The organism is Polaribacter aestuariivivens (assembly GCF_005885675.1).
Lineage (GTDB): Bacteria > Bacteroidota > Bacteroidia > Flavobacteriales > Flavobacteriaceae > Polaribacter > Polaribacter aestuariivivens.
Genome location: NZ_VANR01000001.1, coordinates 173,019 through 188,847, shown reverse-complemented (window position 1 = coordinate 188,847; position 15,829 = coordinate 173,019). Strand labels below are relative to the sequence as shown.

Below are 15,829 nucleotides of genomic sequence, written 5' to 3'. Positions count from 1 at the left end.
TATTAGGGGTTAAAAAGTTTTTTGATTCTTTATTGAAACCAAAAAATGGCTATCAACAAATTGTCAATAGCCAAATATAGTTTTTTTTTTTAATTAAGAAATAAAATTCTTAAAATTTTGAAGTTATATTTAATTCTACTTCACTCCACGTTTTAGAAACACCATCTGAACCAGTATGTAAAGCTTCACAAATTTTGTTTAAAGAAGCTAAGGCTTTTGTAGCATTCCAATTTGTAACATTCATAGTTGCTTTCATTGCAAATGTATTATTTGTAATTGTATACTTAAAGGGTACTTTTTCTGTAACTCCGTTCATTTTTATATTTGCATATCCAATAGAGTCATTTTCAATAGTTAACTTACCAGATAATAGTTTTGTTTCATCCATTACCCCAAAAAAGAATTTCTTAATCTTATAATCTCTACTAGAATCCTTAGTAAAAATACTACTTACAGGAATTGAAAATTCTGTATTGTTTACTGCTTCGTTAATGGAGTTTCCTTCACCTCCAGAAATAATATTTACTTTTTTAAATTGACCTCCTACAGGTATTTTTTCAGTTGTTTTGTATGCTGTAAAATTTATCTCATTAGTAGCTTCTTTTAAAGAATACGCAGCAGTACTTTTTGGTTTTGTATCAATAGTTGTTGTGTTTTCTTTTTTTTCTGATTTACAACCAGTAAAGTTTATTACAAATGCTAGTAATAAGAATATTTGCGTTATTTTTTTCATTTTTTATTTATTTTATTATTTAAAACAATTTTGGCTAATTTTATATATTCTTTCTTAGCTTCTTGCGAAGACATGTCCTTTAATTGCATCCAAGCATTTGCTTTAAACGCATTTCTAACATCTAGTTCATTATTAAAAGAAAAAGTGCTTCCATAATAAGCTTGTTTGTAATAGGCATAAAATTTTAGCATAATATCAGGAGCAACAGCTTCTTTTAAACAAGATATTTTTTCAAACGCCTCAGAAAATTCTATATCTAACTCGTTATTCATTTATTTTTTGGCAATAACTTGTATACCTCCTTTTACTTTATCACCTAACTTTACGGTTAGTTCTGTATTTAATGGTAAAAATAAATCTACTCTTGAGCCAAATTTTATGAATCCAGCATCAGTACCTTGAATTACGGTTTCGCCTTCTATAGCATAATTTACAATTCTCTTAGCCAAAGCCCCAGCAATTTGTCTATATAAAATTTCACCAAAAGAATCATTTTCTATAACAATAGTTGTTCTTTCGTTTTCAGTTGATGCTTTTGGATGCCATGCAACTAAATATTTTCCTGGATGATATTTACTGTACTTAATCAAACCACTCATAGCATATCTTGTTACATGTACATTTATAGGTGACATAAAAATTGAAACCTGTAGTCTTTTATCTTTAAAATATTCTGGTTCTTCAACTTCTTCTATCACTACAACTTTTCCGTCTACAGGAGCAATAATTGTTGTTTCATCAATATTAGTGGCTCTTTTTGGGTTTCTGAAAAACTGCAAAATGATTATTAATAAGAAAACAATAACTACTTGTATCGATTTAATCAACCAATTAGTTTCTAATAATTTTTCTGCTAATAAAATACCAGCAATGGCTAATATAAAGGCAATTACAATAATTTTATACCCTTCTTTATGAAAACGAATCATTTTTAAATTATAAAGTTAATATACAAATATACAAATGGAGCTGCAAAAAGCAAGCTATCAAGTCTATCTAAAATACCTCCATGACCTGGCATGATATTTCCACTGTCTTTAATATTGGCTTGTCTTTTTAATTTTGATTCTACCAAATCGCCAATAGTACCTATTATAGAAATGATAGCAGCAATAATTAACCAATTTAATAAAGTAAAATCGGTATTTATTTTACTAATAACATATGCTGCGATTAATGAAAAAATTAAACCACCTAAAAAACCTTCTTGTGTTTTTTTTGGTGAAACAGAAACAAACAGCTTTCTGCGTCCTAGGTTTTTACCAACTAAAAAGGCAAAACTATCATTTACCCAAATTAAAACTAAAATACTTATCATTAAATAAGGCGAATATCCTGTTGTGCAAAAAGGTAATAAAACCAAAAAGCAAATAGAAAATATAGGATATCTAATGGTGAAACCTAATTTTGATCTTTCATTAGAAAAAGTGATTTCTTTTTTTGAAAAAAGTTGATAGATTAAAATTATTGATGATAAAATAGTAATGCCTAAAATTCCTGTAATTGCATAGCTAAAAGGTCTCTTAATCATTAAAAATAATGTTAACCCGAAAAATAAATAGGGTACAACATTTTTATATTGTATCATTTTAGAAAACTCCCAAATACACAAAACACCAAATAATGAAATAAGTGTAATGTATGATTCTTTAGAGAAAAGAATTGCGGCTATAAAAATTAGCACATAAATAATTCCAGAAAAACTCCTTCTTAAAAGGTTACGCATATTATAAATCTTCAAACAGGAGCAAATATAAGTTTTTTGAGTTACTGTTACCGTAGTTTAAAAAATTATCGTCATTATTATGAACATTATAATTTTTTATTGAAGAAATATTGGTTGGTAATTTGCCTTTGTTGTTTGTTTTAATGCCTGTAAGCCCCTGTCCAGTATTTTTAACTAGTTGACTTGTTTTGGCATACACTATAAAGTCTTCAGAAAGTTCAGATAATTTTGTGCTTTTTAATTGATTGGAAGAAAAAAGGATTTCTCCTTTATCAGCAATTAAATGTTCACAAGTTGTAAAAACAGGAGTATTAGTATCTAATGTAATTTTGGTTTTTATTTTTTTATTTTTAATAAAAGAGGCAATTTTATCATTTAAAAGGACCAAAGATTCCCATTTGTTTTCAGATAAGATTTTATCTAAACTTTCAGAAATCTCTTCTTTTTTTAAGCAATACAAGAATTTCCCTCCTTTTTCAATAAAATTATGCACAAAAAGGTCATCCAAAGACAACTCTACCTCTTGTCTTTGGATTTCTTTTGTTTCTTTAGTATTTATATTAAATATTTTTTTAAAAAAATTCATTTTTTAATTAAAGAGTTTTAATTATTCTTCAGTTTCATTTTTAACTGGTGGAACACTTACTTCTTCTTCAATTGTTTTTTCATCTTTAATCTCTGCATCTAATGCTTCAAAAGGTCTTTTACCAAATATTTTTAGTAAATCATCTTTAAAAATAACCTCTTTTTGCAAAAGTAATTCAGCTAAAGTAGTTAGTTTTTCTTTATTTTTTTCTAATAAATCAATTGCTCTTTGATATTGAGCTTCAATCATTTTAGAAATTTCTTCGTCAATTTTTTTGGCAGTATCTTCACTGTAAGGTTTTACGAAACTATCATTTCCTGAAGAATCATAATACGTTATGTTTCCAACTTCGTCATTTAAACCATACACAGTAACCATGGCTCTAGCTTGTTTTGTTACTTTTTCTAAATCACTTAAAGCTCCTGTAGAAATTTTATTAAAAATAATTTTTTCTGCAGCTCTACCACCTAAAGTTGCACACATTTCGTCTAACATTTGCTCTGTTTGTACGATTAATCTTTCTGCAGGCAAATACCATGCAGCACCTAAAGACTGCCCTCTTGGAACGATTGTAACTTTGACTAATGGAGCAGCATGTTCTAGCATCCAACTGATAGTTGCGTGACCAGCTTCATGAAAAGCAATTACTTTTTTCTCTTTTGGTGTAATTACTTTGTTCTTTTTTTCTAAACCACCAACAATTCTATCAACAGCATCTAAAAAGTCTTGATGATGAATTGCTTTTTTACTTTGTCTTGCAGCTATTAATGCAGATTCGTTACACATATTGGCAATATCTGCTCCAGAAAAACCAGGAGTTTGTTGTGCTAAGAACTCAACATTTACATCGTCTGCCAATTTTAAAGGTTTTATGTGTACTTCAAAAATTGCTTTACGTTCATTAATGTTTGGTAAATCTACATAAATTTGTCTGTCAAAACGTCCTGCACGCATTAATGCGCTGTCTAAAACGTCTGCTCTGTTAGTGGCAGCAATTACAATTACATTTGTATCTGTACCAAAACCATCCATTTCTGTTAATAGTTGGTTTAGTGTGTTTTCACGCTCATCATTTCCACCAGTCATACTATTTTTACCTCTAGCTCTTCCAATGGCATCAATTTCATCTATAAAAATGATAGAAGGTGATTTTTGTGCAGCTTGTTTGAATAAATCTCTTACTCTGGAAGCACCAACACCAACAAACATTTCAACAAAATCGGATCCAGATAATGAGAAAAAAGGGACTTCTGCTTCACCAGCTACAGCCTTTGCTAGTAAGGTTTTACCAGTTCCTGGAGGTCCTACTAATAAAGCTCCTTTTGGGATTTTACCTCCTAAAGCAGTATATTTTTCTGGACTTTTTAAGAAATCTACAATTTCTTGTACTTCTTCTTTTGCTCCTTCTAAACCAGCAACATTTTCGAAAGTGGTTTTTACTTTAGTGTCTTTATCAAATAATTTTGCTTTTGATTTTCCGATGCTAAAAATTTGTCCACCACCACCAGCACCTGAACCGCCACCAGACATTCTTCTCATAAAAAACAGCCAAATAGCTATTAAAATTATAAATGGTAAAAAGCCTATAAAAGTATCTAACATGCTTGTTCTACTTTCGTTTTTTAAGTCGAATGTTAAATCATTTTCTTTTCTGGCTTCTTCTAAATCATTTTCAAAATTTTGAAGATCTCCAAAATTGTATTCATACAAAGCTGTACCTTTTCTGTAAAATGCAGAATTTACTAGTTTTTGATATCTTGGTTTTTTTATTGCCTCTTCTTTAATAAATATTTGAGCGATATTTTTGTTGACAACAATAATTTTATCAATATCATTTTCTCTTAATACTTCACCAAATTCATTTTTTGAAATACTTTTAGAAGCTAAGTCTCCACTGCTAAAAAACTGAAAACCAATTAGTAGTAAAAATATAGCACCATAAATCCAATAAGCATTAAACTTAAATTTGGGCGCATTGTTAGAGTTGTTATCTTTATTAGATTCTTTCATCTTTTATGAATAATGTTTTTTGAATATTGTTTAAGCAGGTTTTATTTCGGTGATTTTTGCATCACCCCAAAGACTTTCTATGTCGTAAAAATCACGAATATGTTTTTGAAAAACATGTACTACAACATTTACATAGTCCATTAAAACCCATTCAGAGTTTGCTTGTCCTTCAACATGCCAAGGTTTATCTTTTGTTTGCTTGCTAACTACTTTTTGAATAGAACCAGCAATTGCATTTACTTGTGTGTTAGAGTTACCAGAGCAAATTATAAAATAATCGCAAACGGTGTTTTCTATTTCTCGTAAGTCTAGTAATTGGATATCTTCTCCTTTAACATCTTCAATTCCTTGAATTATAACAGCGATTAAATCGTCTGTGCTTACTTGTTTTTTAGCCATTAATTTTTTTCTAATTTAATCGCAAAGTTATTATTTTTTTGCGAGTATTTTGTGTATTATTGAACTACTTTACACATTATTTAACAATTGAAAATAATCAAACTTAGTGCCATTGATTCTACCAATTCTTTTTTAAAGGACTTGGCACAAGATTCTTGTTTAGAAAATTTTACTATTGTAACTACAGAAAGTCAATTAAAAGGTAGAGGGCAACAAAGTAGTGTTTGGTTATCTGAACCCTCTAAAAACCTTACTTTTAGTGTTTTTGTATCATTTAAAAATTTTGAAATTAGTAACAAAAAATACTTGACTTTTGCTGTTTCATTAGCGGTTTATGAGGCTATTATTGAAGAGATAAAACATGATGTTTTTATAAAATGGCCTAACGACATTCTGTCAGGAAATAAAAAATTATGTGGTATTTTAGTGGAAAATAGCATTCAGAAAACAAAAATTAAATATTCTGTGATAGGAATTGGTTTAAATGTAAATCAAACTAATTTTTCAGAGGCAATTGATAAAGTAACTTCCGTAAAATTGATTACTCAAAAAAAATATGATTTAGATGTTTTTTTGAATTCAATTATTTTGAAATTAAAAAGTAGAATACGGGAGTTAGAAAACCAGGATTTTAAAAAGTTAGAAGATAATTATTTAAGTGTATTGTATAAAAAAAACACCCCAACTATGTTTAAAAATAGTAGCGATGGTTTATTTATGGGAATAATTTGTGGAATTTCAAAAGATGGTTTGCTTCAAATTGAATTAGAAGACGAAACCATAAAAGAATTTGGAATAAAAGAGGTTTCTTTTGCTTAAAGTTTACCAATATTTTCTGATAAAGTTTCTACAAACTTTGTCAATGGTTTTTTAATCATCATTGCCATCATTGGATTAAAATCGCCATTAAAGTTTAACGATACTTCACTTTTATTTTCTTCAAACATAGAAATGTCTGCTGATAATGTAAAAGGTAATTTACTACTTGCAGCACCCAATGTGATATTAGAGAAAGGTGTTTTTTCTTTTAAGACCAATCTAATTTCAGGCATTCCAGGTAAACCAAATATAAAAGAATCTCCATCTACTTCAAATTTATTGATGTTTTCTGGCATAATTTTTTCAAAATTATTTAAGTCACTGAAAAAATTAAATGTTTCTTCTTGAGATTTATTTACAATTACCGTATTTCCTTCTATATTCATATAACTTTAATTTTTATTGTTTCCATGTACTTGGATTCTTTCTCCACTCATGCAACATTATTAGTTCTTTGTCAGTAATATAATTACTGTCTAAAGCTTGCTCTAAAAGATTTTCATAATTACTTAACGTAGCCAATGCTACATTTTTAGAGTTAAAGTTTTGTTCAGCGATATCAAATCCGTACGAAAAAATAGCAACCATACCTTTAACAACTGCACCTGCTTCTTTTAAAGCATCTACAGCATTTAAACTACTATTTCCTGTACTTATTAAATCTTCTATCACCACAACATTTTGTCCGCTTTCTAAATGGCCTTCAATTTGGTTTTTTCTTCCGTGTTTTTTGGGTTCTGGTCTCACATAAATAAAAGGAACACCCAATTCTTGTGCCACTAAAATACCAATGGCAATAGCACCAGTTGCAACACCTGCAATTACATCTGGTTTCCCATAATTATTTTCTACAATTTTTGCAATTTCTTCTTTTAAGAAAACGCGCACTGGAGGATAAGAAAGTGTTACTCTATTATCACAATATATAGGAGATTTCCAACCTGAAGCCCAATTAAAAGGCTCATTTGGATTTAACTTTATCGCTTTTACTTGCAGTAAAAGTTCAGCAGTTTTTTTTGCAGTATCTTTGTTCAAAATCATAGCGCAAATGTATAAAGTTTTTGTAAATGATAAACCAATAATTATTACTTCTTCTCAAAAAAAAGAAAATAATTTTCCTGTTCATCTTTTAAAGAATACAGTTTCTGAAGAGATTGTTCATAAATTAAGAAATGGCAAGATAAAAGGGGTTAATTTATATACCCCAGATCTAGAAAAAGGCTGGGAACTTTTTTTAGAGTCATTTAAAATAGTTTCTGCAGCTGGTGGTTTGGTGCTAAATGATAAAAAAGAAGTATTGTTCATTTTTAGAAATGGTACTTGGGACCTACCAAAAGGAAGAATTGAAAAAGGTGAAACAATACCAGAAACTGCTGTCCGCGAAGTAGAAGAAGAATGCGGAATTACAAATTTAAAGTTGGTAAAACCATTACTAACCACATATCATATTTATTTTGAAGATGAAATTAAACTAAAAGAAACCTTTTGGTTTTTAATGACTTCTGATTTTAAAGGTGTTTTAACTCCTCAATTAGAAGAAGGTATCACTAAAGTTGTATTTAAAAATAGTTCAGCAATTGAAATTGCTTTACAAAACTCTTACAAGAATATACAAATGGTATATGATAGTTTCAAAGAAGGGTAGTTTTCTAAAAAAACATACTATCTTTGCCGACTTCAAAATAAGTGCCAAAATATTATGACTGAATTTATTAAAAAAATTACTCCGAATGCAAAAGACGATGTTTTAGCAGGTATTACTGTATCTCTTGCAATGATTCCAGAAGTGGTAGCATTTGCTTTTGTTGCACAAATTAGCCCAATTGTAGCTTTATTTGGAGCCTTTGTGGTAGGTATTATTTCTGCTCTTTTTGGAGGTAGACCAGGTTTAATTTCTGGAGCTGCAGGTGCTGTGGCTGTAATTTTTGTTACCATGATTCAAGAAGGGCATGCAAAAGGATTACTTTTTGATACACCTGTAGAAAATATGGGATATTTTTATTTATTGGCAGCTGTTGTTTTAATGGGAATTATTCAAGTTTTTGCAGGTGTTTTTAAATTAGGAAAATTTGTACGTTTAATTCCTCATCCAGTAATGATGGGTTTTGTAAACGGTTTGGCTATTGTAATTTTCATGGCGCAACTAGGCATGTTTAAAGAAAATAAGAAAGATTTTTTCGGTCAAAATATGCGTAAAACACAGTCTAAAGAGTTAGTATATAATGTTTCTGATAATAAAGTAAAAGACATTACCTCTAATACAGTTTTGTTTACTATTGAAGGTAATTCTATAAAAAATAGTAGTACAGGTGAAGAAGTGTTTATTCTTTCAGAAGGACAGGTTTTTGATGCAAAAACGAAAAAAGTTGTTTTTAATGCTACTGATGAAGGTTTTTATTCTGTAAAAGATAAAGGAGTTGTAAAAACGACCATGGAAGGCGAAACCTTGTATATAATGATTGGTTTGGTATTGCTAACTATGCTAATTGTTTGGGGTTTACCTAAATTAACAACAAAAGTACCAGCAGCATTAACTGCTATTTTAATTGTAACTTTAATTTCTATTTTTAGTGGATTGAGTTCTATAAATGTAGGTGATTTTATTAGAGATGGTGGAGGAGCAGGTTTAAATGGAATTGATGAAATTTCAAGCAAGCTAAACATTTTAGAACTTTGGAGCAGTCTTCCTTTTAATTTAGATACTTTAAAATTTATTGCTCCTTATGCGTTTTTAGCAGCATCTGTTGGTTTAATAGAAACCTTAATGACCATGAATTTGGTAGACGAATTAACAGAATCTCGTGGAAATGGAAATAGAGAATGTGTTGCACAAGGAGCAGGAAACATTTTTAGTGGTCTTTTTGGAGGAACAGGTGGTTGTGGAATGATTGGGCAAACCGTTATTAATATTAATGCTGGTGGTCGTGGACGTTTATCTGGTGTTATGATGGCGTTAACGCTCTTAACTTTTATTTTATTTGCAGATAAATATATAGAACAAGTACCCATTGCAGCCCTTGTAGGAGTAATGTTTATGATGGTTATTGAAACTTTTGCTTGGTCGAGTTTTAGAATCTTAAAGAAAATTCCGGTTTCAGATGCTTTTGTTTTAATTATCGTTTCAGCAGTAACCGTTTTCTTTGACTTGGCAATTGCGGTTTTTGTGGGGGTTATTATTTCTGCTTTATCTTTTGCTTGGACGAGTGCAAAGAAAATTAGAGCAAGAAAGCGTTTTAAAGAAGATGGAACAAAAATTTATGAAATTTGGGGACCATTATTTTTTGGAAGTATTACCGATTTTAATGCAAAATTCGATGTTAAAAACGATCCAGATACTATAGAAATCGACTTTGTTGAAGCACGTGTTTCCGACCATTCTGCGATTGAAGCGATTTTTGGTTTGGTAGAAAAATACCAAGCTGCAGGTAAAAAAGTAACTTTAAAACATTTGAGTAAAGATTGTAAAGTTTTACTATACAAAGCTTCTCCAATTTTTGCAGACATAATTATTGAAGATATTGACGACCCAAGATATCATTTAGCTGCAAACCCGGAGAAATTTCCGAAACCTTTGGGAGATTATAAGTTTTAGAATTTTATACTAAAAAAAATAATTTTTCATATTCTTTTTTTAATTAAATTTGTAACCATTGTATAAGGTTGTATAATATGGTTACAAAAGATTATTATTCGTTAAATGAAGTTTCTCAAATTTTGGGAAAAAGTAAAGAAACTCTAAGACGTTGGGACAGAGATGGGAAATTTACAGCTGTAAGAGAACCTATTAGTCAATATCGAATCTACAAAAAAGAGCAAATAAACGATTTGTTAAAGCAACTATCCATCGATTACGAAGATACAGTAGATAATTCTGTGAAGCCAATAAAAGAATTTAAAGTTTTAGAATTATTTGCAGGGGCTGGAGGCTTGGCTGTTGGTTTAGAAAAATCCGGTATTAAGTGTGTTGCTTTAAATGAAGTTGATAAATGGGCTTGCCAAACTTTAAGAGAAAATCGACCAAACTGGAATGTTTTAGAAGGAGATATTTCTTCATTTAATTTTACTAAATACAATAATAAAGTAGACATTGTTACTGGCGGTTTTCCTTGTCAGGCATTTAGTTATGCAGGAAAAAAATTAGGTTTTAAAGATGCAAGAGGAACGCTTTTTTACGAATTCGCTAGAGTCGTAAAAGAAGTGAATCCACTTATTTGTATTGGGGAAAACGTAAAAGGTTTATTATCCCACGAAAAAGGGAAAACGATTGAAGGAATGATTTCAATCTTAGATGAAATTGGATACAATGTTGTTCCTGTTCAGGTCTTAAAAGCCATTAATTATAGAGTTCCTCAAAAAAGAGAGCGTGTAATTTTGGTTGGTATTAGAAAAGATATCGATCTAAAATATAAATATCCAAAGCCACATAATAAAATTTATAATTTAGTTGATGCGCTCAAAAAAGGAGAATTGTATGATTCTAATGTTCCTAAATCTGAAGGTTCTAAATATCCTGAACATAAAAAAGCTGTATTAGATTTAGTCCCTCAGAAAGGATATTGGAGAAATTTACCTATTGATATTCAAAAAGAATATATGGGAAAAAGCTTTTATTTGGGTGGTGGAAAAACGGGAATCGCAAGAAGAATTGGTTGGGACGAACCAAGTTTAACCTTAACTTGTAGTCCTGCTCAAAAACAAACAGAAAGATGTCATCCAGAAGAAACAAGGCCATTTACTGTTCGTGAATATGCAAGAATACAAACTTTTCCTGATGAGTGGAAATTTTTAGGTTCTGTTTCACAGCAATACAAACAAATAGGAAATGCTGTTCCTTGTAATTTAGGAGAAGAAATTGGATATTCTATTATTAAATTTTTAAACGAATATTATTCTAATTTATCAAAACCTAAATAATAAGGATAATTTTCAAAAGTAATTTCATCTAAAATACTTCGTTTTGAGATATTAGAACTTGCTGAAATTTCATCGAGAGCCGAATTTGCTTGAGTAGCTTTATTTTCTTGTAAACTTAAATAGTCTGAAATAGCCTTTGGCAAAACTTCGTAAAGTTCAAATAAAGCATTTTCTTTGCCCGAAAGTAATTTATAAAATTGATCGCCAGAAATTTTATAAACTCGACTGTGGCTGTATTCTTTTCCATTAATTTCTCCAAACCACTTTTCACAAAAACTATTTTTAGCTAAGATTTGTACCCAATAACATTTCGCTTGTTTATAAGTGTCTGCATAATATGCTAATTTTTGAAACAAACTTTCTGCAGAACTACTGTTCATGGTGTTATGTTTGTTTTTTATATCAGCAAAAAGTGTATCGTCTTTTGCTTTGATATCGAAACCGCTTGAATTCCCGATTTCAAAATTATTAATACCACCTAAAATTTGCTCATGAAAAGTTCCAATTGAGTTATTAATAGATTTATCAATCTGTCGATTTATTTCAGTTTTAATTAAAGTTTCTTCATCTAAATCATTGAATTTAGCATCAAATGTAAGTTTTATGGTGTCAATTTTATTTTTATAAAATTTCTTTTTGCTTACGTTGGCTTTCGCTTTTAAATAAGAATTATGAAGGTTTCCTATACAAGATAAAAGATGTTCATCTGAAATATAACTTAAATAATTGTTTGCCATTTTTCCTTTTCTTAGAATCAACGAATTTAATCAATAATTTTTATTTTAAGTAACGATATCTAAATCATCCCCAAATCTACCAAAGGCAAACTTCGAACGCGTTTTCTAGTTGCATTAAAAATAGCATTACAAATTGCTGGAGCCATTAAAGGAACTCCAGGTTCGCCAACTCCAGTAGGTGGTTCGTGCATTTTGTCCATAATTTCGATGTGAATTTTTGGAGCATCTTTCATTCGTGTCATTTGGTAATCGAAGAAATTATTTTGTTCAACTGCACCATTATTTGTAGAAATTTTTCCGTACAAAGCAATGGACATTCCAAAAATGGTTGCACCTTCTAATTGGTTTTTAATATTGTCTTTATTTAAAGCCAATCCACAATCTATGGTGGTCCAAACATTTTCTAGTTTTACTTTTTCATCATTTACAGAAACTTCTACAATAGTTGCTACATAACTATAAAAACTATAATGAATCGAAACTCCTAAACCGTGGTTTTTTGGTAATTCTTTCCCCCAATTTGCCATTTTAGCAGTGTTGTTTAAAACATCTTTTAAACGTCTTGAATTAAAAGGATAATTGGATTTTCCTTTGATAATTCTATCTTTTCCTAACAAATCTAAATGAAACTGAACTGGATCTTTTTTGGCTGCAAAAGCCAATTCATCTACAAAAGAATTAATTCCAAACCCACTATGAATATGAACTACAGAACGCAACCAGCCAATTCTTAAATTTGCTTCGGCTTTTACGTTTTCTAATCGAAAATTTTCTAAAGGATAAGGATTGTTGGTAAAACCTTGGCCTAATTCAAAACCAGATGCATAATCAGATAATGGTTTAAAAGAAGAGACAATAGAAGGGAAGCCCACTCTTTGCAACCAACCAGTTACGTTTCCGTTTTTATCTAATCCACCTTTTAAATATTGCACACTTGTTGCGTGGTAAAAACTATGTTTTATATCGTCTTCGCGTGTCCAAACTACTTGCACTGGCGCATTTATTTCTTTGGACAAAGCAACAGCTTCTACAACAAAATCAGATTTTGATTTTCTTCCAAATCCACCACCTAAAAAAGTAACATTGATAGTAATATTTTCAACAGGAATATTAAAAAAGTGAGCAAGTTCACTTCTGGTAGTTTGTGGATCTTGTACTGGTGCCCAAACTTCAATTGTATCTTTTTGAAACCAAGCAGTCGCATTTGGTACTTCCATTGGAGCGTGAACCAAAAAAGGAACTGTATATGTAGCTTCCACAGTTTGCTCTGAATCATTAAAAGCAGAACTTACATTTCCTCTACTTCCAGGAACTAATTTTCCTGTTTTTTTTACACGTTCTTTTAGTGTATTTGTAAATTCTTCAGAATTAAATGTTTTATTTTCACCATAATTCCATTCGATGTCTAAGTCTAATTTTCCTTGAAAAGCGGACCATGTATTGTTTGCAATTACAGCAACACCACCCAACATTCCAAAGAACTTTCCTGTTGGAGGAACCAATCTGTCTAATTGAATTATTTTTTCTACACCCGTAACTTTTTCAGCTTTGGCTTTGTTAAAACTTTTTACATTTCCAAAAGTAACAGGACATCTTGCAACTGCAGCAAATTTCATATTTGGAATGCGAACGTCAATTCCGTAAGTTGCTGTTCCATGCGTGAAATCTTTTAAATCGACACTTTTTAAGGTTTTTCCAATGAATTTAAAATTTTCAACTTTTTTAAGTTGTATGTTTTCTTCAGTAGGTATTTCAATTTTTGAGGCTTCTTCCACCAAATCGCCAAAGAAAATTTTCTCGTTATTATTGGTGTTAATTATATAATGATTTTCAGCTTTACAAGCACTTTCTACGACATTCCATTTTTTTGCAGCAGCAGAAATCAACATTAATTTTGCTGTTGCACCCATTTTACGCATGGGTTCTAATTTTGTGCGTACACTTCTAGAGCCATCCGTATTTTGGTTTCCATATTTTTCGTGTCCAATGGCTTGTTTTACTGAAATATATTTCCAGTCTGCTTCCATTTCATCAGCAATTGCAGAAGCTAAAGAAGTTCTAATTCCTTGTCCCATTTCTGATCGCGAAGCAATTAAAGTTACGTTTCCGTTTTTTTCTAAATGAATGAATAAATTTGGTTCAAAAAAATCTTTATGAATAGTTGGTTTGAACTTTTTTTCAACTGTTGAAGCATTACACCCTAAAATGATTCCTCCTGAGGCTAAACCAAATATTTTTACAAAATCTCGTCTGTTTATTTGCTGAATTTTGCTCATATTTTTTCGTTTTTAAGTGCAACTGCTTCGTGAATTGCTTTTCTAATGCGCGAGTAGGTTCCACATCTACAAATATTCGAACTCATGGCGTTATCTATGTCTTCATCTGAAGGATTTTCATTTTTATCTAATAAAAAAGTCGCTGCAATTAGTTGCCCAGATTGACAATAACCACATTGTGGAACATTTCCATCATTCCAAGTTTGTCTTAAAAGTTCTAAATTTTCGGAAGTTCCTTCTATCGTAAAAATTTCTTTTCCAATGGCAGCTGAAACTGGAGTTCCACAAGATTTTGTGAGATTTCCATCAATTAAAACAGAACACGCACCACATTGACTTACGCCACAGCCAAATTTTGTTCCTGTTAAACCAACAATATCTCTAATAGCCCAAAGTAAAGGCATATCTTCTTGCGCTTGTATCGCATAAGATTTTCCGTTAATTGATAAATTTACATCCACTTGTAGAAATTTTAAAACTACAAGTTACGGAAACATACTTAGAAAATCTAAAATAAAATGCAAACTGGTGTTGGCGCAAAAACTTCATCTACAAAGGTTAGTTTTCCTGTTGTAGTATTTCTTTTAAAAGATATGATGTTGTTGGTATCTTGATTTGCAACTATTAAAAAATCATTATCTGGAGATAGAGAAAAGTTTCTTGGATGATCTCCTAAAACGTCTTCATAGCCTGTAATTTCTAAATTTCCGTTTTCTGAATTTACTTTAAAAATTGCGATGGAATTGTGTCCGCGGTTGGAAGCGTACACAAACTTACCATCATCAGAAATATGAATATCTGCTGCTTTACTAAAATCTGTAAAATCATTTGGTAGCGTTGTAATTGAGCTGTCAACAAAGTACACATCATTTTTTTCTTTTACTAATGAAACTGTGTTATTCAATTCATTTAAAACATAGATCCATTTGTTGTTTGGATGAAAGGTTAAATGCCTTGGGCCAGCTCCATCTGCCATTTTTAAAGTTTTCTGATTTGTGAAAACCAATTCATTTTTATTTGTATCGATTTTTGAAAACCATAGTTCGTTGGTTCCTAAATCTACTGAAATTATCTTTTCTTTATTTGGATGAAACCATGCAGAATGTGCATGTGGACTTTCTTGTCTTTTTGTTGTTCCTTTTCCAGAATGTTGTTGTACAAATAATAAAGGCGCTAATTTTCCAGAATTATCTGCTTTTAACAAACCAACATTACCACCAGAATAATTTGCAGTAACAATATAATTGTCATTATTGATTGCAACAAAACAAGGATTTGCACCACCAGTTTCAGCCTTATTTATGAGTTGTAAAGTGTCTTTTTCTATTTTAAAAGCACTGATAAAACCTGTTCCATTAATATCGGTTTCTCCAACAGCAAAAAGTGTTTTATTATCTTTTGATTTTGTTAAAAAAGAAGGGTTTATAACTTCAGCCATCAACCCAATTTTAGATAATTTTCCTTCTGGTGAAATTGCATATTTGTAAATTCCTTTGCTGTCTTTTTTAGTGTAGGTTCCAACGTAAAAAGTCATGTTTTTTGTCTCATTTTTTATTTCAGTTTCCTTTTTAGCATTTTTGCATCCAAAAGCTACTATTAAACTAAGAAATAGTACAATTTTTTTCATGA

General features: G+C 30.4%; 17 protein-coding genes. 4 read left to right on the top strand and 13 right to left on the bottom strand.

Annotation, left to right across the window (positions count from 1 at the left end; translation table 11 throughout):
* Positions 1-109 precede the first annotated feature (109 nt).
* Genes FDT66_RS00815 through rsfS form a run of 7 tightly spaced genes read right to left on the bottom strand, consistent with a single transcriptional unit; the run spans position 110 to position 5,454 of the window.
* Positions 110-733 carry a YceI family protein gene (locus FDT66_RS00815; protein WP_138534252.1) on the bottom strand — a complete coding sequence of 208 codons (624 nt, stop codon included), beginning with the start codon at positions 731-733 and terminating at the stop codon, positions 110-112.
* Positions 730-1,005: an acyl-CoA-binding protein gene (locus FDT66_RS00810; protein WP_138534251.1), complete on the bottom strand. Its 276-nt coding sequence runs from the start codon at positions 1,003-1,005 to the stop codon at positions 730-732. Before FDT66_RS00810 ends, FDT66_RS00815 begins: the two co-directional genes overlap by 4 nt.
* On the bottom strand, positions 1,006-1,662 hold the full coding sequence (locus tag FDT66_RS00805; protein WP_138534250.1) for a phosphatidylserine decarboxylase family protein: 657 nt from the start codon (positions 1,660-1,662) through the stop codon (positions 1,006-1,008).
* A 2-nt stretch (positions 1,663-1,664) separates the two neighbouring features.
* A complete protein-coding gene (locus FDT66_RS00800; protein ID WP_138534249.1) occupies positions 1,665-2,459 on the bottom strand; it encodes a phosphatidate cytidylyltransferase in 795 nt (264 codons plus the stop codon).
* A 1-nt stretch (position 2,460) separates the two neighbouring features.
* Complete coding sequence (locus FDT66_RS00795; RefSeq protein ID WP_138534248.1) at positions 2,461-3,045, bottom strand: LUD domain-containing protein; 585 nt, start codon at positions 3,043-3,045, stop codon at positions 2,461-2,463.
* A gap of 21 nt (positions 3,046-3,066) precedes the next feature.
* Entirely contained in the window at positions 3,067-5,055 is a 1,989-nt protein-coding gene (gene ftsH, locus FDT66_RS00790; protein ID WP_138534247.1) for an ATP-dependent zinc metalloprotease FtsH, read from the bottom strand.
* A gap of 30 nt (positions 5,056-5,085) precedes the next feature.
* Positions 5,086-5,454 (bottom strand): ribosome silencing factor, encoded by a 369-nt coding sequence (rsfS, locus tag FDT66_RS00785; protein ID WP_138534246.1) that lies wholly within the window; start codon positions 5,452-5,454, stop codon positions 5,086-5,088.
* A gap of 87 nt (positions 5,455-5,541) precedes the next feature.
* On the opposite strand from rsfS, the gene FDT66_RS00780 reads away from it, so the two are divergent.
* On the top strand, positions 5,542-6,273 hold the full coding sequence (locus FDT66_RS00780; protein WP_138534245.1) for a biotin--[acetyl-CoA-carboxylase] ligase: 732 nt from the start codon (positions 5,542-5,544) through the stop codon (positions 6,271-6,273).
* On the opposite strand, the gene FDT66_RS00775 is transcribed toward FDT66_RS00780, so the two are convergent.
* Positions 6,270-6,659 (bottom strand): SRPBCC family protein, encoded by a 390-nt coding sequence (locus FDT66_RS00775; RefSeq protein WP_138534244.1) that lies wholly within the window; start codon positions 6,657-6,659, stop codon positions 6,270-6,272. The genes FDT66_RS00780 and FDT66_RS00775 overlap by 4 nt on opposite strands.
* A 13-nt stretch (positions 6,660-6,672) precedes the next feature.
* On the bottom strand, positions 6,673-7,314 hold the full coding sequence (pyrE, locus tag FDT66_RS00770) for an orotate phosphoribosyltransferase (protein ID WP_138534243.1): 642 nt from the start codon (positions 7,312-7,314) through the stop codon (positions 6,673-6,675).
* A gap of 7 nt (positions 7,315-7,321) precedes the next feature.
* On the opposite strand from pyrE, the gene FDT66_RS00765 reads away from it, so the two are divergent.
* From FDT66_RS00765 to dcm, 3 genes are all read left to right on the top strand, one after another.
* The gene (locus tag FDT66_RS00765; protein ID WP_138534242.1) at positions 7,322-7,918 is read left to right on the top strand and encodes an NUDIX hydrolase; all 597 of its coding nucleotides are present in this window, start codon (positions 7,322-7,324) and stop codon (positions 7,916-7,918) included.
* Positions 7,919-7,972: 54 nt separating this feature from the next.
* Complete coding sequence (locus FDT66_RS00760; protein WP_138534241.1) at positions 7,973-9,865, top strand: SulP family inorganic anion transporter; 1,893 nt, start codon at positions 7,973-7,975, stop codon at positions 9,863-9,865.
* 77 nt (positions 9,866-9,942) lie between these two features.
* Positions 9,943-11,187 carry a DNA (cytosine-5-)-methyltransferase gene (dcm, locus tag FDT66_RS00755; protein WP_138534240.1) on the top strand — a complete coding sequence of 415 codons (1,245 nt, stop codon included), beginning with the start codon at positions 9,943-9,945 and terminating at the stop codon, positions 11,185-11,187.
* Here the strand turns inward: dcm and FDT66_RS00750 are convergent.
* From FDT66_RS00750 to FDT66_RS00735, 4 genes are read right to left on the bottom strand one after another with little or no spacing between them, the layout of a single operon-like run.
* The gene (locus tag FDT66_RS00750; RefSeq protein WP_138534239.1) at positions 11,160-11,924 is read right to left on the bottom strand and encodes an Eco47II family restriction endonuclease; all 765 of its coding nucleotides are present in this window, start codon (positions 11,922-11,924) and stop codon (positions 11,160-11,162) included. The two genes, dcm and FDT66_RS00750, sit on opposite strands and share 28 nt — an antisense overlap.
* A 59-nt stretch (positions 11,925-11,983) precedes the next feature.
* Complete coding sequence (locus FDT66_RS00745) at positions 11,984-14,200, bottom strand: xanthine dehydrogenase family protein molybdopterin-binding subunit (RefSeq protein ID WP_138534238.1); 2,217 nt, start codon at positions 14,198-14,200, stop codon at positions 11,984-11,986.
* Complete coding sequence (locus tag FDT66_RS00740; RefSeq protein WP_138534237.1) at positions 14,197-14,661, bottom strand: (2Fe-2S)-binding protein; 465 nt, start codon at positions 14,659-14,661, stop codon at positions 14,197-14,199. The genes FDT66_RS00745 and FDT66_RS00740 overlap by 4 nt, the downstream gene beginning before the upstream one ends.
* A gap of 47 nt (positions 14,662-14,708) precedes the next feature.
* A complete protein-coding gene (locus FDT66_RS00735) occupies positions 14,709-15,827 on the bottom strand; it encodes a lactonase family protein (RefSeq protein WP_138534236.1) in 1,119 nt (372 codons plus the stop codon).
* Positions 15,828-15,829 lie beyond the last annotated feature (2 nt).